This is a genomic window from Vibrio sp. J502 (genome assembly GCF_025397955.1).
GTDB lineage: Bacteria > Pseudomonadota > Gammaproteobacteria > Enterobacterales > Vibrionaceae > Vibrio > Vibrio anguillarum.
On sequence record NZ_CP104556.1, the window covers coordinates 1 to 17286 of the forward strand.

General features: G+C 43.8%; 21 protein-coding genes. 16 read left to right on the forward strand and 5 right to left on the reverse strand.

Annotated elements, in window-relative coordinates:
* The first annotated feature begins 439 nt into the window (after window positions 1-439).
* The 6 genes from N5E84_RS21090 (at window position 440) to N5E84_RS21115 (ending at window position 3700) form a co-directional block, all read left to right on the forward strand.
* Complete coding sequence (locus tag N5E84_RS21090; RefSeq protein ID WP_116285223.1) at window positions 440-1036, forward strand: ParA family protein; 597 nt, start codon at window positions 440-442, stop codon at window positions 1034-1036.
* 61 nt (window positions 1037-1097) lie between these two features.
* A complete protein-coding gene (locus N5E84_RS21095; RefSeq protein WP_017085691.1) occupies window positions 1098-1310 on the forward strand; it encodes a hypothetical protein in 213 nt (70 codons plus the stop codon).
* Window positions 1311-1384: 74 nt separating this feature from the next.
* Window positions 1385-1519, forward strand: a complete 135-nt coding sequence (locus N5E84_RS21100; protein ID WP_017085692.1) for a hypothetical protein — start codon at window positions 1385-1387, stop codon at window positions 1517-1519.
* Window positions 1520-1524: 5 nt separating this feature from the next.
* On the forward strand, window positions 1525-1740 hold the full coding sequence (locus N5E84_RS21105; RefSeq protein ID WP_017085693.1) for a hypothetical protein: 216 nt from the start codon (window positions 1525-1527) through the stop codon (window positions 1738-1740).
* A gap of 10 nt (window positions 1741-1750) precedes the next feature.
* A complete protein-coding gene (locus tag N5E84_RS21110; RefSeq protein ID WP_017085694.1) occupies window positions 1751-1951 on the forward strand; it encodes a hypothetical protein in 201 nt (66 codons plus the stop codon).
* A gap of 741 nt (window positions 1952-2692) precedes the next feature.
* Entirely contained in the window at window positions 2693-3700 is a 1008-nt protein-coding gene (locus tag N5E84_RS21115) for a DNA-binding protein (RefSeq protein WP_116285236.1), read from the forward strand.
* Between the two features lie 207 nt (window positions 3701-3907).
* Here the strand turns inward: N5E84_RS21115 and N5E84_RS21120 are convergent, their stop codons facing one another.
* Window positions 3908-4435, reverse strand: a complete 528-nt coding sequence (locus tag N5E84_RS21120) for a ProQ/FINO family protein (RefSeq protein WP_017085697.1) — start codon at window positions 4433-4435, stop codon at window positions 3908-3910.
* A 261-nt stretch (window positions 4436-4696) separates the two neighbouring features.
* Here N5E84_RS21120 and N5E84_RS21125 point away from each other — a divergent pair, with 261 nt between their 5' ends.
* Complete coding sequence (locus N5E84_RS21125) at window positions 4697-5332, forward strand: recombinase family protein (RefSeq protein ID WP_116285234.1); 636 nt, start codon at window positions 4697-4699, stop codon at window positions 5330-5332.
* On the forward strand, window positions 5319-6101 hold the full coding sequence (locus N5E84_RS21130) for a hypothetical protein (RefSeq protein WP_116285233.1): 783 nt from the start codon (window positions 5319-5321) through the stop codon (window positions 6099-6101). The genes N5E84_RS21125 and N5E84_RS21130 overlap by 14 nt, the downstream gene beginning before the upstream one ends.
* A 26-nt stretch (window positions 6102-6127) precedes the next feature.
* On the opposite strand, the gene N5E84_RS21135 is transcribed toward N5E84_RS21130, so the two are convergent.
* The 4 genes from N5E84_RS21135 to N5E84_RS21150 form a co-directional block, all read right to left on the reverse strand.
* Window positions 6128-6460: a hypothetical protein gene (locus tag N5E84_RS21135; protein WP_116285231.1), complete on the reverse strand. Its 333-nt coding sequence runs from the start codon at window positions 6458-6460 to the stop codon at window positions 6128-6130.
* Between the two features lie 100 nt (window positions 6461-6560).
* A complete protein-coding gene (locus N5E84_RS21140; protein ID WP_116285230.1) occupies window positions 6561-7223 on the reverse strand; it encodes a hypothetical protein in 663 nt (220 codons plus the stop codon).
* The gene (locus N5E84_RS21145) at window positions 7220-8104 is read right to left on the reverse strand and encodes a site-specific integrase (protein ID WP_106223561.1); all 885 of its coding nucleotides are present in this window, start codon (window positions 8102-8104) and stop codon (window positions 7220-7222) included. Before N5E84_RS21145 ends, N5E84_RS21140 begins: the two co-directional genes overlap by 4 nt.
* Window positions 8097-8324, reverse strand: coding sequence for a hypothetical protein (locus tag N5E84_RS21150; protein ID WP_029798964.1), 228 nt, complete (start codon window positions 8322-8324; stop codon window positions 8097-8099). Before N5E84_RS21150 ends, N5E84_RS21145 begins: the two co-directional genes overlap by 8 nt.
* A 720-nt stretch (window positions 8325-9044) precedes the next feature.
* Here N5E84_RS21150 and N5E84_RS21155 point away from each other — a divergent pair.
* The 8 genes from N5E84_RS21155 to repA all read left to right on the forward strand — a co-directional run bounded on the left by N5E84_RS21155 (window position 9045) and on the right by repA (window position 16941).
* Entirely contained in the window at window positions 9045-9716 is a 672-nt protein-coding gene (locus tag N5E84_RS21155; RefSeq protein WP_106223562.1) for a hypothetical protein, read from the forward strand.
* A gap of 170 nt (window positions 9717-9886) precedes the next feature.
* Window positions 9887-11131: a tyrosine-type recombinase/integrase gene (locus tag N5E84_RS21160; RefSeq protein WP_017085704.1), complete on the forward strand. Its 1245-nt coding sequence runs from the start codon at window positions 9887-9889 to the stop codon at window positions 11129-11131.
* Window positions 11132-11566: 435 nt separating this feature from the next.
* On the forward strand, window positions 11567-12394 hold the full coding sequence (locus N5E84_RS21165) for a S49 family peptidase (protein ID WP_116285229.1): 828 nt from the start codon (window positions 11567-11569) through the stop codon (window positions 12392-12394).
* Window positions 12395-12577, forward strand: coding sequence for a hypothetical protein (locus tag N5E84_RS21170; protein WP_116285227.1), 183 nt, complete (start codon window positions 12395-12397; stop codon window positions 12575-12577).
* A complete protein-coding gene (locus N5E84_RS21175) occupies window positions 12574-12810 on the forward strand; it encodes a hypothetical protein (RefSeq protein ID WP_017085707.1) in 237 nt (78 codons plus the stop codon). Before N5E84_RS21170 ends, N5E84_RS21175 begins: the two co-directional genes overlap by 4 nt.
* Entirely contained in the window at window positions 12803-15520 is a 2718-nt protein-coding gene (locus tag N5E84_RS21180; protein ID WP_116285247.1) for a phage tail tape measure protein, read from the forward strand. The genes N5E84_RS21175 and N5E84_RS21180 overlap by 8 nt, the downstream gene beginning before the upstream one ends.
* Before the next feature lie 9 nt (window positions 15521-15529).
* Window positions 15530-15799 (forward strand): hypothetical protein, encoded by a 270-nt coding sequence (locus tag N5E84_RS21185; RefSeq protein ID WP_106223248.1) that lies wholly within the window; start codon window positions 15530-15532, stop codon window positions 15797-15799.
* A 212-nt stretch (window positions 15800-16011) separates the two neighbouring features.
* Complete coding sequence (gene repA / locus N5E84_RS21190; protein WP_116285246.1) at window positions 16012-16941, forward strand: plasmid replication initiator RepA; 930 nt, start codon at window positions 16012-16014, stop codon at window positions 16939-16941.
* Window positions 16942-17286: the final 345 nt, after the last annotated feature.

Sequence of the window (17286 nt, forward strand, 5' to 3'; positions counted from 1 at the left end):
TTGACTATCCCTTTAGTTCAACGAGCATTGAACGGGCCCCGTCGAGGCACCTATAAGCCATATAACCAACTAACCTACTATTCCAACTGAAAGCAAAAGAACGCGTTGATTCTTTCTTTTGTCATTCGACAGGAAGATCCAGAGTTTATTTCCACCTCCTGCAAAGAGCTGGCTTAGCAGGGAAAAGGCTTTCTAAATGCCGCTAGTTAATGCGTATAACGACCATACAGCTATTATTTTGAGTTTAGTGGTAGTTTGCTTTGTATATTTCACTTCGTTCAATATAAGAGTGTACAAGAGCGAGAGATGCCTAGCAGGTGAAAGTCAAAATATAAATGGAATCAATTGTGAGCAACTGCAATGAATTCAAATAAAAAGAAATCATTTGGGAATCTTTATGATATCTTTAAGGTATCAAATTGATATGTAAGGGGGGTGTATGCCTGTAATTTGTGTCGCAAACTCAAAAGGTGGAACTGGGAAGACAACAGTTTCATTAAATTTAATTCACCATTTACAACCAGATTTCATTATTGATTTAGATTTTCATAAAGGCTTGAGTGATATAAATCGACTGGGAGGTAATCTTGAAATCCACAGAACGCAGGAAAAAGCACAACTGCTCGAATGGTTTGAAGATGAGAGTAAATTAGTTTTTGTGGATACTGGGGGGTTTGATTCAACCCTCAATCGAATCGCGTTAAGTCAGTCTGATTTTATTTTGACACCTACGAGTGACGATCCATCCGATCAACTTCGCTTATTAGATTTCGATAAGATAATGGCTGATGTAAGTGAGAGTGTTAAGGAGCATCTTGTGGCATATGCTTTGTTAAATCGCGTACATCATAGTCGCCGCTCGTTTGATGATTTTGATGAGTTAATTGGTGGGCTAAAGCATTTAGAGAGAATGCCTAATGTGATCCCACAGTCGGCAAGCCTACCGAAAGCAGCTTTTAAAGGGTTACCAGTTAAATCTGGGACTATTGCCGCAGACTTCTCAAAACTAACAAAAGAAATCAAAAAGAAACTATAAAGATATTGAAATGATATCTTTTTGATGTATATTTGATATTAATTTAATGCAAGGTGTTTATATGGCAAAGCGCGGAATAGGACATATCTCTGATAGTAAACCAGTAATGTCTGATGAGGTAAAATCCGAGGTGTTCAATAAAACTATTCGAGGAATTCCAACAAAGTTGAAAGATGAATTTGATGAGTTAAAAGGAAATGGAAAAGTACATGGCAGTCTTAATAGCTATATGGTTTACGCGTTAGCTCAACAGTTAGAGCGAGACAGTGAGTAATTGAACTTAAAAACGCCACCCGGAAGTTTGGCGACCACGGGCGGCGTAAGTAACCACAACAGAAGGATATTCTAATGAGTCACTATACCCGTGATCTTATCACCGCGTTTCAAAATCGCAAAGCAATTCACCTTGGTGCTATGACCGGTGCGGATTTTCGCCGTGTTTTAGCTGAAATTAAAGCGTATCAATTAGCAAACAAGGAATAAACCTCATGAAAGATAATGAATTACGTTTGCGCTCATTAGTTAAACGCGTAAAAGGAATGGCCGCACTTGGCTGTGATGGAAGTCCAACCGAAATGGATAACGAGTCTTTGCAGCAAGTAATGCAGGTTATGCTTGAGTCTGCTTGTGAAATAGAACAAATTTTAGAGTCGAGCGAACTGTCATCCAAGCAAGAACGCCCTAAAGCAATTCGCCTGGCATGAAGGAACCCACATGATCGAAGATGATATTAGGGTTTTAAGACTAGCAAAAAGAATCAAGGCGATAACCTCTATGGCGTTTGATTCAAGCCCAGATAACCTTGAACAAGGGGATTATATGGAGGTAATGCTAATGTTAACCGAGGCTGCCACTGAGATTGAGAAGATTATGAAGAAGAATATCGACAAGGCCAGTATGAAACCTGCCAAATGAAGTAACAACAAGGTAAGGAGTTGCAATACTGACACCTCCGTCATATACTGATCTTGCTAAGTCGAGTACAGCATATAACTAAGCACCTACCACTGCTTAGTTACCAGATACAAAGAAACCGCCCTATCGGCGGTTTTTTTGTATCTGGCAAATGGAAAACTATTAAAGCTAACATTTCCCCTATATAATCAATCTGCTAAGTAAGTCTTCATTTTGACTTTAGACACCCTAACAATGCTTTTGCATTGTTAGGGTGGGACTATGTTCTGCCCTTTATGTCCCGTTCGGCTGGTGTGGTAGCCAGTTTCTAACCTATAGAATGGATTTCATAAATCTATCAGTCGTATGCTGTACTCGACTTAGTACATCTTGCAAAGTTTCAAGTCGGTTAGAAGTTGATTCTTCGCTACGGCTCCAGATATTGGAGAGTAACCAATGATCATCAGTTCAACGATTGTCATTTGTGCTTTGATTGCTGCTCTAGTGTTGGCTGTGAGTGTGAAGATTACGATCGGAAACATTAGCATCAACATTAACAGTAACAACCGCAAGAAAGACTAACTGAATAAAAAATTATTTTTGACCCGCCTTGTGCGGGTTTTTTTATGCCTGCTTTCTATCCCTCCTAATTGAAGTTCTTTGGTGCTACCCCCTTGAGTGCATATATTTCTTGAAAATTGTAATGTAATTATGTAATGTATTACACCATTACATTACATAATTACAATTAAGGTGAAACCGATGGCCGAGAAGATAACCAAAGAACTTGTTTTTGACCTTGCTGATCAGCTGGTGGCACAGGGCATAGACCCAACCAACCTCAAGATCCGTGAAATGAATGAAAGCCGTGGGAGCTTGAGTAGTATTACACCGCACCTGAAAGCATGGCGTGAGCAACGTTCTGCGGAGGCGGTGGAATCCTTGCCTGATATGCCAGAAGAACGTTTGCTGGCTGTGTTGCGCCCTGTTTGGGCTGAGCTTGCCCGCGAATCTCAAGCGATACTCAAGGCTGAACAAGCCACCTTTGACCGTGAACGCGCCCAGCTAAAAGCTGAGGCTGAAAGTTACATGGGCGAAATTGACCGCCAAGCGGATGAGGTTGAGCGCCTGCAAGCTGAGCTTGCCGACACTCGCAAACAGCTACAGCAGCAGAGCATGGATCTTTCCACCCTAACAGAACGCGCCGATCAGCAAGCCCAGCGCATTGATAACCTGCAACAAGATAAACTTGCCGTGGATAAGCAGGCTCAAGAACTCCGCAGTGAATTGGCCGCCGAGCATAAGCATGGTGAGCAGCTGCAAGTTCAGCTGGCCGCAGTGAACAAGCAAAACAATGAACTGGCGGGTGATCTTAAAGCTGCCCATGAACAAGCCACTGGCTTGAATGCTCAGCTTAAAACTAGCCAAGAGCTGGTGGCTGAAACTAAGCAGCAACTAACCACTGAGAAACAACGTGGGGCAGAGCTGGGCCAGCAATGCAACCAACAAGATCGCACCATAGCCACAACCAGTGCCAAACTTGAAGCCGTGACCGAACAGCTAAAAGAGGCCAAGCAGGCTATTACCGAAAAAGACAAACAAGCCGCCGTGAGTCAAGAGAAGGCTACCAAGCTAGAATCTGACCTGAAAGCCAGTCAAGCCGAAATGAAACAAGTGAATGCAGAGCTGGGCCGTGCCAATAGCCGTGCTGATAAGCTGGAAGCCAACCTGATGGCCTTAACGGAAAACCTACAGCAATCTAAACATTAAATTTAAATGTTGATGCGTTGGATATTAGCTTGTGAATAATGGGAGGCCCATAAACTACGAGGGTGAATGCATGACACAAGTGATTCTAAATATTATAGAAGTAACACTTAGGATTATATTGGCGCTATTAAGCAATATTTAATTAACAAAGAAAAGGCCATGCATTTCATTTGCATGGCCTTTGTGACTGGTCACAAGTTGGGGAAATTAAGATTTCTTATCTTTTTGTCGATCAGAAACTCTATGTTCCTCCAAGATTTCCTCACTTTGAGTACCATCTAAGTTGTAGCGATGTGTACCCGTTTTTAATGCTTCAATATAAGCTTTTTTCTTTACCCATCGGTCAAGGCTTGTTGCAAGGTGTTTCCAACCAAATCCGAGATCTTTACCGTTATCTCTATCTTGTCGATATTGCTCAGCGACTATCTTGTTAATCCCTATTGCTAAGGGCTTAAAATCATCATAATCAAATACTTTCGGCCACGTATCCATTAACCAACGTTTAGCTCGTTTGATGCTTTTTATTTTGGCGTTGATTGCTTTGGCGTTGTTTATGTAAGTGCGTTGTTCTGGCGTTAATTCAGCTTTGCTTGTCTCGTTTTTCTTAGTTTCTATTTTTTTCTTTGGTGATTCTTTAGGTTTTGGTTTTAACGAGAGCTTTTTAGCGGGTGTTGATGTGGTGCTAGGCTCTGGCGTAACCAGTTTGCGTTTTTTCTTGATAATAATGGTCGCCATAATTAGCCCCTTGATTCAAATCTGATTGTTTTACAAATAATAACAGTACACACGGTGTGATCCGCTCTTTTTACCTTGAAATACGCATTATTTCTAGTGATTCGGAGCTTTTAACGCTTACACATTGCGTGTGTTTCTTTTTGTTGGTGCATTTTAAGTACACCCTTAATGCACTTAGTTAAAGTGGTGCATTATTTCCTATATTTTAATGTATAATGCACCTAGTTAACAGCACTAATATAAAATGCACTAGGGTGATTCATGCGTGTTTATGGCTATTTGAGAGCATCTACAAGTGAACAAGATGCCGGACGAGCGAAAAGCCAGCTGGTAGAGTTTGCAGAGCTGCAAGGGTTCAAGATTGCTTGTTGGTTTGAGGAAAATGAATCTGGCGCGAGCTTAAAACGTCCTGAGTTATTCCGGCTGTTAGATGTAGCCCAGCAAGGTGATGTGTTGTTGGTTGAGCAGGTTGATAGAATTAGCCGACTAAATGCTGAGGACTGGAACACGTTAAAGCAATTGATAGGCTCGAAAGGGATACGAGTTGTTTCTCTCGATCTGCCTACCAGTTACCAGTTCATGAAAGGAGGCGATCAGTTCACTGAACGTATGTTTTCAGCATTGAATGACATGATGTTAGATATGTTAGCCGCCGTTGCTCGCAAAGACTATGAAGATCGCCGCCGTAGGCAAGCCCAAGGCGTACAAAAAGCTAAAGCTATGGGCAAGTATCGAGGCCGCAAAGAAAACAAAGAGCTACATAATAAAATTGAAGGCTTGCTTGTCGATGGGAAAAGCTACAACTACATAGAACGCTTAATTGGCTGCTCAAGGCATACTATTTCCAAAGTTAACAAGAGATTAAAAGCAAAGGGTTTTTCCTATGAAGTCTTATGAAAAAGATGAAGCAATAGAGGCAAAAACATTAAATCAGCTAGCCATGCACTACTTTTCTATTAATGAACGGGCTGCGGGAATGAGTTGTTGGCAAGAAGCTAGAGCGATAGAAATTATTCAAAGGAGTGGTGACTTTGCTCTATTAGAGGATGCAGTAAAAGGGCATGAGCAAGAGTTGATTAATATGGCTCAGTTTTTCTATGACAATGAAAAAGAAGGTTGGGGGGGCATTCTGGCTAATATGGTAGGACTTTTTAGAGCAATGTCTATTTCTGGGCCAATGTCGGATCGTATTAAAACTCAAAAAAATAGGGAAAGTGCTCAAGGGCCAAGAGGGGATGCTCGATTCTTGTTGCCAATTTGGAACACTGCTATTCAAGAGGAGCTGTGTAAGTTTGACAGTGAGGGCGTGGTTTGGACTTATGAGCTGTTACATCGTGAAGTTGAATCAAACCTTTTTGAGCAAGGACTAAAGTGCCCCTCTTACAACCGGATCAAAGAACTGGCCCCCGATGTATGTAAACGATATGGATTTGCGCTCCCGTCTAAAGGAAAGCCGTTAACGGTTGAATTTTCGAGTGACCTTTCAGAGAAACTCATGAAGTTAATTTATGAGAACCCTAAATGGGGAGCAGCTTTTCTTGCTGAAAAGCTTAATAGTGATGGGGTTCGTTGCGATAAAGATAAAATTACATTGTTCCTGAGGCGAAACAAGTTGAATAATGCCAAACTAAGGTTTGAATTCGTAAACCAAAAGATAAGCGCTTAAAAAGGTCACTAAGTGACCTTAGAAAACTAAATTGAGAATGTAATTATTTCACCTAATCCATCAACCATAAATGCGCACTCAATATCTACGTCACAGTAAGCGTCATATTCGTCTACTATTTCGCGCATTTTAGATTTTATGGTGTCTTTTGCTACTGCTCTCTTTTGAGTTATGGTGCCGCTTAGGTATAAACTTCCGGTAATGGTCGTCTCTATACCATCTATAGTTTCCCAGCCATCAACATTTCTGATATCGCGCCTAATGTTATCGGCATTTGCTTGTGCTTGCCGTTCTTCCTCATAGGTGGATTTATCTCTTGTTTTCACAGAATACGTACATAAAAAACTTTGCTCAGACATATTATTCCTTACACAAAAACACGCACAACATTTGTAGCGTCAATAGAAATATGTGGGTAACTTTCTAATTTTCAAGGGAAACCTTTGTTAATTTACGGTGTTAGCTGGTGGATTCTGCTTTTTTGAGTTTTCTCTTTCGACGTTCTGCGGTGGCCGCTGCATTTCGTTTTCGGCTCTCAGCATCTAAGGCTTTCTTTTCAGCAAGATCCGCCCGATCATTGGCTTCATTAATTGCCTGTTGAGCTTGCCATTTTATTTGTTGGATTTGGTCATTTAATCCCTGCTTCATCAATTCAGCTTTAGAGGTAAGGCGCTCTCCATAAGCCAGCATGTTTTGAGCTTCATTTTTCTGATCGGTCAATTCTGAACGCGCTTGTTGCAATGCCCGTTTTTCAGCTGTCTTTGCTCGCTCTAGGGCTTTCGCCAGTTTTTCTTCTGCTACCCTGACTTTTTTACGTGCCTCTCTGCGGCCAAGATCCTGAAATAGCGAGAGCATTACTGGAAATAGCAACAAACATAAAATTGCAACCAGTAGAGCAAGTGGCCATAGTCTCAGTACAATAGCCCAGCCGTCAGTTTTATTGTAGAAAGTGGCAAAGAGAGCTTCTTCCGTTGTCTTTCCATTCCAGAACTGCCAGCCTGTTTGTACTTCTTTCTGAACTTGCCCTATTTCAAGTAGGGATAAGGCACTCATATTCTCATGTACATAGGTTCCAAGCTGGGCAAGTACGCCCACGGCGATAATAAAGATAAAAATTCTCAACGTAGGTAAACCTCTGTAATTTCCGGGCGAAAGTGCCCCATTTCTTGGCTAACCGTCTCAAGAGCTAAATCACGATTGAATCCGGCTTTTTGTAGCTCGTGCATTCTTTCTTGAGCGTAACTGTGTCGTAATCCATGCGCACCCTCTGACCATCCCAGAACCCGTTTTGATGCCGCAGAAAACGAATTACTCCATTTTTGGCCGCCTGTGACAGCGTAGTGTGAGGTGTAATAAATGCCGCGATCCTCGATGCGAACGGGGGAGGGTAGCCGCAAGCTTTCTAGGCGCTCAGCCAAATGCGAGGGGATCAGCACTTCACGAACTAGCCCACCTTTGCCCTCTACGGTATAAATCACGCCATCTCGGCCCGTCCATTTAGAAGTGAGAGCTGGCCGCTGATCTGGTGCGCGTATTTCTCTGGGTTGTAAGGTCAGCAATTCATGAGCACGTAAGCCAGAGGAAAGAGAGAGTTGAGTAGCCAAGCTATTTTTTTCATTCTGATGCTGGGCGATTAAATTAGCCTGATCCGTTGTGTAGGCTCTGGATTGTAATGCTTGGGCTTGCTCTGATTTTATTGTGGGGAGTTTGTCGGAGGCTTCAAGAAAATGGGTAACATGGTGCATCATGCACTGGATTGCTTGGCGTTCCATATCAAGTGTTTTTTGTCCCACTTCTTGGCCGCGCTGCTCTAGGTATGTGATCGCTTGAACTGGGGTGATGCCTCTTAGGCCACCTTGAATTTTTTCAGCCTTAGCGTATTCCGCTACCCGTGTAAGAGCTTGTTCATAATTTCTAACCGTGCCAACGGAAGATAGTATTGAGCCTTGAACCATCTTTATCACGCTGGTGGCTTGTTTGGATGCACTGGCGAACTTACCCATGTTGAGCCTGTAGCCATCGGGCAACGGTGGAATGAACGACTTTAATTCGTTTTCCTCTCAGCCAGCGTTGAAGCTCAGCGGTAGTGCAGCCCTCTTTTTGCAAAGCCAGTAATTCGCCTTTATATCGATCAAGGCGTGACTTCCTACGCTTGTAGGTTTTCTTTCTGATGATGCGTGTTTGTTGCTTTAATCGTTCCGTTTCTGCTTTCTCGTCAAACACTTGGGATTCCTCTTGTAAGAACTTTACTGACTCATTGCGAGTTCAGCGACAACTCAATGCCTATTCGCCACTGTTTAAACCTTTTCGCCGTTTTGGTCTGACCGATCTCACCATATATTGCGAACCTAAATGTTTAATCAGAAAGGTTAATTCTGATGATGCGTAACGAGCACCAAAGCGTTCAAATCTCGTTTTGAAAAACGTTATCTTAACGGGATAAATGCGACTCTCTTGGGCTGTGAGTAACAGTTACACTCTGATTTTGCTGTCAGGTACAGATACTTAAACATGGTGTTTAAGTCTCGATTTTTGAGAGAAATCGGCTGGCCCATTTTGGGAAAAACTCTAACGACTTCGGACGGTCGTTAAGCGCACTGATATAGTTCTATAGTAACAATCACAATCAAAAATATTCAATGTGTTTATTAAAATGTGCGTGAAACTCTCACAGGCCAATATCCACGCTATGTAACGGCGAATTTATGAGTTGTACATAGCGGGGATAGGCAATTACACGATCTTCAATCTAATCTTGATATTTGGCGTTGCAAGTGGGTGGTAAATTCACAGTGATAGCAGCGCGATCCCTACCATATCTAGCCACGCAATAAACATCTATCAGGGAATAAATGTGCCCTAAGTGCTACGGGCTTGTTACGCCCGATTTATCCTTTAATCTCTCGATAAACCAACAAACATTCTGAATCGTTAGAGGCCACCATGAGCAAGACATTAGATAAAATTCGCAAGTTGATCGCAGAAGCGAGTCAAAGCCTAGAGCAGCTGAAACCTAAGTCACTCTCTGCAACTGAATTAGATAAAGTGACTCGTGAGCGCGCGATGCTACGGGACAAACTGGAGCTATTGCGAGAGCAAGAAGAAATAGAAGTTAGTCGCATTCAGGAAGAAGAAGCGGTTAATAAAGCCGATCGCAGAAAGCTATTGCTTATGGGGTTGGCTGAGGCAGCAAAAGAACATAAGAATAATCACGAACACTTGAATGAAAAAATTACAACGGCCATTGCTGTTCTTATTCAATTGGTGAAAGAGCGTGATGAAGTGGTGGGTAAGTTTGGATTTGGTGATCGATTAGGTGAATCTCGCGAACTACTGGAACCAGAAGAATTTAAGCAGGTAAGCACGGAGTTTCGTGAAACACGATATGCCCGCCAATCTGAAACCTCTTTTATCCCTGATCTTGTCGGGTGTTGGTATCAAGAACTGCGTAAGCAAGTAGGGACAGATGAAAACCTTTATCAAAACCTGAGCCGTTTTGTGTCGATGACTCGCGAACCAAAAGAAATGCAAACTATTGGCGATCAGATGATTGAGTTGTGTGAAGACCTTCTTAATCCCCCTGAGGTGGATGAGGTTGAAGAATTAAACGAATAAATAGCCTGGTGGTTGTTTGTCATGGCTGATTAACCTCAGCCCTGCGTACCGTATGCAGTCGTAGCGGTAGCGGTTAGTCGTGAGTGCGCTTGAAAAACCGCGACTGCCGACAGGGATATTGATAATGCCCGTGGTCGGCCATTTGAATTATAAGTATGAGGTTGAAAGTAATGACAACGAAAGTGATTAACTTTTCTGAATCTGCGATTAAAAAAGTCCAAGTAGAAAGCCAGTGTTCTGAATTGCGTGATCCTCGTTTTCCGTTGCGCTTTCGATTTCATGCTAATCGCTTATCTGGTTCTTGGTTCTTTGTTAAAAATGCCGAAGGAAAGTCCCATTGGAGAAAGTTGGGTGTATGGCCGCATTTGAAAGCAAAGGATGTGATCGCGAACCTGAGTGAATATGAAAGCCGCTTAGCCGTAAATTTACACGATGAAGTGCTTAATCAGCAGTTTAAAACGGTATTGGATTTACTGGAATGGTATGCCGAGCGCAGCAGCAAAGACAACACGGTCACATCATCAAGACGCGCCACGATCAAGTGGGCGATCCAACGTCAGCTTATTCCTATGTTGGGAGAGTGCGAACTGATTGAATTAACGCACTCCCAGTTAGATGAAAAGTTATTCTGGCCGCTTCAACGGTATTACTCCATTGCAACGGTGCGTTCTGTCTGGAGCGTGTTCAAGCAAGCCTTTAAACGTGCTCATAAATTAAAGCTCATTGGGATTAATCCCGTAGCGGGCTATTTGTTCAATGATTTTATTGAAATGAAAGTAGCCCCTAAACCTGCACAGCTTAAACCTGAGCAAGTGGAATCCGTGATCAAATCAATTGAGAACGTAGCTAAGCCCACTCAAATGCTGGTAATGATGATGTTATTACATGGCACTCGCATAGGCGAAACACGTTGTACTAAATGGGCGCATATCTGTTTTGATTCTGGTCGTTGGAATATCCCAGAAGCCATAACGAAAACTAAGCAGGCCCATACGATCCCATTAACAGAGACAGCAATGAACCTCTTGAAGTGGTATCGAGCATGGCAGCGTTCGCAAGGTTACAAAGGTGCATTTTTATTTCCAAATAAACCAATTCAGAACTGCATTAGCCGTAATAAAGCCAATGAGTTGATTAAAACCGTGAGTAATGGACTTTGGTGTAGTCATTCACTCAGAAAACTGGCGCGTACCGCATGGATGGATTTGGATGTGGATTACATGACCGCTGAACTATTACTGAATCATGCCATGAACAAGCTGGATCAGACTTATATCCATACCTATGCAGAGCGACAAAAGAGCCAAGCACTGCAAACTTATCACCAATGGCTAGAAGGAAAATCCCCTGAGTTCTTCAACCTGTTCAATGACCACGATGATTTGAAGATCATTGATATTGCTCAGACCGCATGAACCCAGACAGAACAAGGCTAGAGCACCATCAAGCAAGATTAATACAGTAGACAATATAAGCAGGCGCGAGGGCTGGATTGTTTGGGGGTGGTTGGCCGTGAGTAAATACCCGCTAAAGCCTTATTTTTAAAGGGCTGGCGAGGTGTGAAGGCTGTGAGCCTAGGAAACACGGGGGACCCTGAGAGAATCAGAGTCAACCACGGGCGGTAGGCTCGCGGAGTTTGGCTAATTTTCGGATTTTGTATGCTCGTCAGCACGACCCTAGGCACTAAGGTGACGAATCCCAGAGCGGGAAAGGGTTTAGAGGTGACGAACTGGTGTGTTTTTACTGTGAGAAATGCCCGTTTTCAGATGGGATTAAGCAAAAAACCGAATGATCCTTTGATCATTAATATTCGGTGTTTTTTATCACCATTGCATTTAATGAGGTTGTAAATGAAACGAATGCTGGCGTTGGGTTGGTTGGAGTCCACTTGTTGGGCTGTTGACGATAACACCTTAAAAATTATGGCTGATATTGCCGAAGGCATCACAGGAAACACCAGTATTGAAGCCCTCCTTTCCAGCCAACCAATGGCGTTAGAAGGTCGAGTAGGCACAAAATCGGGTCATGCTATGCAAAAGCGTGGCCGTGTTGCGGTGATCTCTGTTCGCGGGGTGATTTCTCGATATGCCAATCTGTTTCAATTGATTTGCGGGGGAACCAGTGTCCAGTTGCTGGCAAAGGATTATAACCAAGCCCTGAACGATCCAAGTGTCAGCGCCATCATGTTGGATATTGATTCACCGGGCGGTGAGGTGTCGGGTATTCATGAAATGTCAGAGATGATTTTTGCGGGCCGATCTAAGAAAAAGACAGTGGCGTACATCGGTGGGCAGGGTTGCTCTGCGGCTTACTGGTTGGCATCTTCGGCAAGTGAAGTTGTTATTGATGCAACAGCCAGCGTGGGCTCTATCGGGGTTGTTATGACGCTACAACGTAACAAGAAGAATGAAAACATTGAATTTGTTTCTAGCCAATCGCCGAAAAAACACCTTGATCCAGCCTCTAGTGCTGGGCGTTCTGAGTGTCAAAAGCATCTAGATGTTTTAGCGGGTGTGTTCATTGATCGTGTAGCAAGAAACATGAAGGTAAATCGCTCAACGGTACTCAAGGATTTTGGCCGTGGTGGCGTTCTTATGGGTAAAGCTGCCGTTAAAAATAGGATGGTACACAAGTTAGGCAGTTTTGAAGGTGTAATTAAGCAATTAGGCGGAGTGTAAATGAAAGATAGAGTGGAATGGAATATTACCGAAATCGCTCGAACGTTTAGATGTTGTCGAGATACAGCAAGGAAGAAAATTAAAGAAGCGGGTGTTGCACCTTGCGGTAAGCGTGGGGTTGTCCCTGTTTACGATCCTGTTGAAGTGGGTCGCGCTTTATTTTCTAAAGAGGGTGGGCTATGAAAAATCACGCAGGGCCTCCATTGTTGACGCGAGCAGAGTTTGCCAGTGCTTTTAGGCTAACAAATCGCACAATAACCAATATGGTGCGAGATGGGATGCCTATTGCTGGTGGCATCGGTACGAAAAACGATCCTCATTGTTTTGATTTGTATGATTCAGTGTTGTGGATGCTAAACCGTGAAGCTGTAAAGCGAACGGGTAAACGAGTATTTACGGGGTTCAATTATGAGTGAAAATAAACATAAACTTTCGCTGGTATTGGATATGGTGGATAACCTGACGGCACCTATTCAGAAGGTGACAACCCATACCACGAAAGCAGGCGAAAAAATTAAGGCTACACAAGACAGCCTTAAGAAATTAGGCCAGCAAAGCAGCGACATTGAACACTTTAGAAAGCTGAAAACGGCCACGGCTCAAACCAGTAAAGAACTGGAAGAAGCCCAAGCTAATGCCAACCGTTTGGCGCAGCAGATGCAGAACACGGCCAAGCCAACCCGCAAAATGACGGCGGAATTTAACAAGGCTCAAACTGCGGTTAGTAAGCTAAAAACTCAGCAGCAAGGTGAAACTGAGCAGCTGCAAAAGCTGCGGGGTAAATTGTCAGCGGCGGGTGTCTCAACCAACAAGCTCAATGAAGCAACCCGTAAGATCAAGACAGAAACACAAGCCTACAATGAACAGTTGAAAAAAGAGCAAACCCAGCTGGACAAAGTTGCCAAGCAGCAAGAGCGGATCGGTAAGATTAAAGACCGAAACAGTAATATTAAAACCAAGGCCGCCACTGACGCGGTGGGCGTAGGGGCTGCGGTATTCGGCGTTAAAAAGTTGGTGGATGCTCAAGGCGAGATCAGTAGTGCTCAAGGCGAAGTGCAATCACTTGGCCTGAATGATTCGGAAGTGGCCGCGATCACTCAAAGAGCAAAAGAGTTTTCAAACCAATGGGCAGGAACGACTCAGGCAGAGTTCATTAAGGCCAGCTATGACATTAAATCGGGTATTAGCTCCTTGTCGGCGGAGGCTGTGGGGGAGTTTACTAAAATTGCGGCTCTAACGGCGACAGCGACAAAATCCACAGTTGGAGAAATGACCTCTTTATTTGCGACAGGTTACGGGATTTATAACAAACAATTCCAAGACTTTGGCGCTAAAACTATTGATGGGTGGGATAAGCTAAGCCAAGCCGAAAAAGAAAAAGCATTTGGTACGTATTTTAGTGATGGAATTGCCGCTAGTGTTCAGGCGTTCAAAACAGACGGCAGCCAGATGCAACAGGCTATTTCAGCTCTTGGTGCGGCGGCTACGTCTTCAAACGTTCCGTTTGCTGAGCAGCTTAGTATTCTGGGCCAACTTCAAGCCACCATGAGTGGCAGTGAAGCCGCAACAAAATATAAATCTTTTCTAAACTCTGCGGCTGGTGCGGGTGAAAAATTGGGTCTGAGCTTTTTAGATGCTAACGATCAGCTGTTATCTATGCCGGATATTCTGCAAGAGCTGCGGGATAAGTACGGCGAAACCCTAACCGATATAGACAAGATGGAGTTGAAAAAAGCCTTTGGTTCAGATGAAGCAATGGCGCTGATCACTCAAATGTACCCAGAGTTAGATACGCTAAAAAGCAACATTAATAATATGACTGGAGCGGTGCAGGATAGTGGGACGAACCTCAAGCATATGGCGACAACCATTGCTACGGGCCCCGCTGAGTCTATGCAGTTATTAGCTCAACGTGTTGGTAATATGACGGCAGCGATAGGTACATTATTTGTTCCTGCGATTATGTATACCAGTGACGTGCTAGGGGAAGGTGCAAAGGCAATTGCAGCCTTTACCGAGAATTTCCCGATCTTGTCTCAAGTCTTGGCGTTCGTGGTGGTGGGCATGATTGCATTCAAAACGGCGAGTATAGCCAGCCGCTTGGCTTATGTGGCGTTTTCAGATTCGTTGCTGTTTGGTCAAAAGGTACTGGGAATACTCAATATCACTCAGTTGAAAAACACCGCCATTATGGCCGTCAGTCGCGTGAAAACCTTAGCCAGTGCAGCGGCTACTGTAGTGATGAGCGGAGCGCAAAAGGCGTTAGCCCTTGCTACGGCGTTCACTACATCGGCCACTGTTCGCGCAAACGCAGCAATGGTGTTAACCCATACCAGAACTGTGGCCGCCGCTGGTGCGTTGCTGATGATGTCGGGCGTACAAAAAGCCTTAGCCGCAGGAACGGCAGTCATGACAGGCGCACAATGGGCACTCAATACAGCAATGATGGCAAACCCTATCGGTTTGGTGATTGCAGGTGTCATGGCCTTGATTGCTGTGGTGGCTTTGGTGATTAAGTATTGGGAACCTATCACGGGCTTCTTTTCCAACATGTGGGGCGGTATTAAAACGGTATTCTCAGGGGCTTGGGATGGAATCAAGAGCACCTTAGCTATGGGCTGGGAATTTATCAAAACGCTGTTTGCATGGTCGCCACTGGGTTTGATTATTCAAGCATGGGAACCGATCACCGGCTTTTTTGGGAGCATGTGGGAGGGTATTAAAGGGATGTTTTCAGGCGCAATGGATTGGATCACCTCAATGGTGCTTGCTCCTATTGAAACGCTGAAAAATACACTAGGTGCAGCGTGGAGTGCTTTGTTTGGTAGTGATGGGGAAGAAATCACCCATACTGTGAAAAAAGTGGCTCAGGATGTTCCCGCCGTTTCGTCTAATTCGGTGGCAGCTAATGCCACTCAGCAGCAAGAACAACTAAAAGTTTCCAAAACGGAAACACTACCAGCCGCAGGCAATAGAACGGTAGTGACGAGTAATCCAGTGTATGAATTTAATATTCATGCTGCCCCTGGTATGGATGAAAAATCTATAGCGCAGGAAGTTGCACGACAAATTAAAGAAATAGAACGTAAGCGTGCTAGATCGGCAAGAACGTTAGCAATCGATTAAGGTAAACCTATGGGAAAGAAAAGTAAGGATAAACAGATTTTAACGTTAATTCGTCAGTGTCAGGAGTTAGCATTAACGGCGACTACGGAGCAGACGGCGAAAGCTGAAATTGTGATTGATAGTCTAAAAAAGCAATTCCCTGAGCCTCATGAAGCCAAACGGGACTTAGGTCACGTTATAGAGCGCATATTCAGTGAGCATGGGGATTATGTAGGGGCTGTAGTTGTTGATAGATTCGTTAGGCCATTGATGAATACAAGGTTTTCACGTCGGATCTAGTGACTTGTTTGAAATGGTAGGGTAATATTTCCATCAAAGCGTAGGCTAAATGCAAAAAACCCACAGTTGGAAGCTGTGGGTTTTTATAGAAATTAGTTGAAAGCACGAAAAGTCATCAACCATCCATAATTTGATTTTACGTGCTGGACACTCTTTCTGCAAGCCTTTCTGGGTTAACCACAAAAAGAAAGAAAGTAAGAAAGCACGAAATTATGAAAATAAACTTAAAATCAAGCAATCAACATGACAAACGCCAGCGTGGTGCTCATAGCACCTGTTGCTTAAACCCTAAACCTGTTTATATTCGTCCAGAGTCTTGGAAGAATTTGCCAGGTGAGCTGGGCAAAACCTTCAAATTTTGCCGTAAGCGCGATATTTCACGCGATCCCCACTTTGTTCATTTGCGCCAAGTTGCTGGCCGTCAGCGTGATTTTAAAGACGTTCGCCGCAACCTTATCAATCCTATCTTTCAGCTTTGCTTGTCTCGCCATGACTTGGTAACGGGCATTATTGAGCTCGATCTTGAGGCTATGGCCTTAGAACTATCCAAAATGTGGGTGACTGACCCGAAAACGGGTGAGCAGTACATTGCAGAAAGCAAAGTAACCGTAAGCCGGATCAGTCGTTTCATTGATGAAGTCATGATCCCGTTTGGTTTGGCTTATGTGCATTCTGATGGCGACCAAGGCAGCCCGAAAAGCGGCATGGTGTGGGATCAGGCCAATGGCTTTTGGTTCCCTAAAGTATTGGTGCTAACTGATGAGTTTTACCGTTTGGCTGGTGCTAACCTCGAAAAGCTCAATATACAGCGTGAAGAACAGCTGACCTTGCGTAATGTAGGTATTACCGAGGAAGGCGAGATCATCACGGTAGCAGAAGCGAGAATGCGCAAGCGTAAGCAGATTTTTAAACGTGCATGGGATGCCCGCAAGCAAAATGCTGGCGCTCAGCGCCGCCGCAACAAGCTGGCAGGCATGAGCTTGGATGATCGTAAACATGAAGTAGCTATGGCCCTAACTAAGTCTATGCCCGCGCATGAGTTGGCTAAATTAGACAGCGAGCAGTTTACCAAGTTGGTTTGGGAGCGCCTTTATAGCATGGATATAGGCATCACCCAGCCGCCACCTGATACCATTCAATAAATCCAACTGGATAAAAACCTAACCGAGCACATGCTCGGCCTTTGTCGTTCCTGTAAGTCAAGATCCGGCTGGATCTCCCTTCTTGTTTATATCTCCCCCACTTATTTTTAATGCGTTCAGTGGCTTTCTATGGCCGACACTGTGGATAGTTTTGGTTATCCACTATTATCTGCAATCGGATAGATTTCCTTATCTGCTATTGATATGAAGTTATGCGCAAAACCCGCTTATTCTTTTATATCTAATAAATACATATATATTTCTAATACGTGATTTCTGTTAACTATGAGGAAAACTTAAAAAGGACTTCGTCCTTAGAAGTACCTCCCATTCAATGAATCAACA

Bases quoted from the DNA above. Each gene is read 5' to 3' on its own strand.
- N5E84_RS21090 (WP_116285223.1), top strand. From the start codon at position 440: ATGCCTGTAATTTGTGTCGCAAACTCAAAAGGTGGAACTGGGAAGACA.
- N5E84_RS21095 (WP_017085691.1), top strand. From the start codon at position 1,098: ATGGCAAAGCGCGGAATAGGACATATCTCTGATAGTAAACCAGTAATG.
- N5E84_RS21100 (WP_017085692.1), top strand. From the start codon at position 1,385: ATGAGTCACTATACCCGTGATCTTATCACCGCGTTTCAAAATCGCAAA.
- N5E84_RS21105 (WP_017085693.1), top strand. From the start codon at position 1,525: ATGAAAGATAATGAATTACGTTTGCGCTCATTAGTTAAACGCGTAAAA.
- N5E84_RS21110 (WP_017085694.1), top strand. From the start codon at position 1,751: ATGATCGAAGATGATATTAGGGTTTTAAGACTAGCAAAAAGAATCAAG.
- N5E84_RS21115 (WP_116285236.1), top strand. From the start codon at position 2,693: ATGGCCGAGAAGATAACCAAAGAACTTGTTTTTGACCTTGCTGATCAG.
- N5E84_RS21120 (WP_017085697.1), bottom strand. From the start codon at position 4,435: ATGGCGACCATTATTATCAAGAAAAAACGCAAACTGGTTACGCCAGAG.
- N5E84_RS21125 (WP_116285234.1), top strand. From the start codon at position 4,697: ATGCGTGTTTATGGCTATTTGAGAGCATCTACAAGTGAACAAGATGCC.
- N5E84_RS21130 (WP_116285233.1), top strand. From the start codon at position 5,319: ATGAAGTCTTATGAAAAAGATGAAGCAATAGAGGCAAAAACATTAAAT.
- N5E84_RS21135 (WP_116285231.1), bottom strand. From the start codon at position 6,460: ATGTCTGAGCAAAGTTTTTTATGTACGTATTCTGTGAAAACAAGAGAT.
- N5E84_RS21145 (WP_106223561.1), bottom strand. From the start codon at position 8,104: ATGGGTAAGTTCGCCAGTGCATCCAAACAAGCCACCAGCGTGATAAAG.
- N5E84_RS21155 (WP_106223562.1), top strand. From the start codon at position 9,045: ATGAGCAAGACATTAGATAAAATTCGCAAGTTGATCGCAGAAGCGAGT.
- N5E84_RS21160 (WP_017085704.1), top strand. From the start codon at position 9,887: ATGACAACGAAAGTGATTAACTTTTCTGAATCTGCGATTAAAAAAGTC.
- N5E84_RS21165 (WP_116285229.1), top strand. From the start codon at position 11,567: ATGAAACGAATGCTGGCGTTGGGTTGGTTGGAGTCCACTTGTTGGGCT.
- N5E84_RS21170 (WP_116285227.1), top strand. From the start codon at position 12,395: ATGAAAGATAGAGTGGAATGGAATATTACCGAAATCGCTCGAACGTTT.
- N5E84_RS21175 (WP_017085707.1), top strand. From the start codon at position 12,574: ATGAAAAATCACGCAGGGCCTCCATTGTTGACGCGAGCAGAGTTTGCC.
- N5E84_RS21180 (WP_116285247.1), top strand. From the start codon at position 12,803: ATGAGTGAAAATAAACATAAACTTTCGCTGGTATTGGATATGGTGGAT.
- N5E84_RS21185 (WP_106223248.1), top strand. From the start codon at position 15,530: ATGGGAAAGAAAAGTAAGGATAAACAGATTTTAACGTTAATTCGTCAG.
- repA (WP_116285246.1), top strand. From the start codon at position 16,012: ATGAAAATAAACTTAAAATCAAGCAATCAACATGACAAACGCCAGCGT.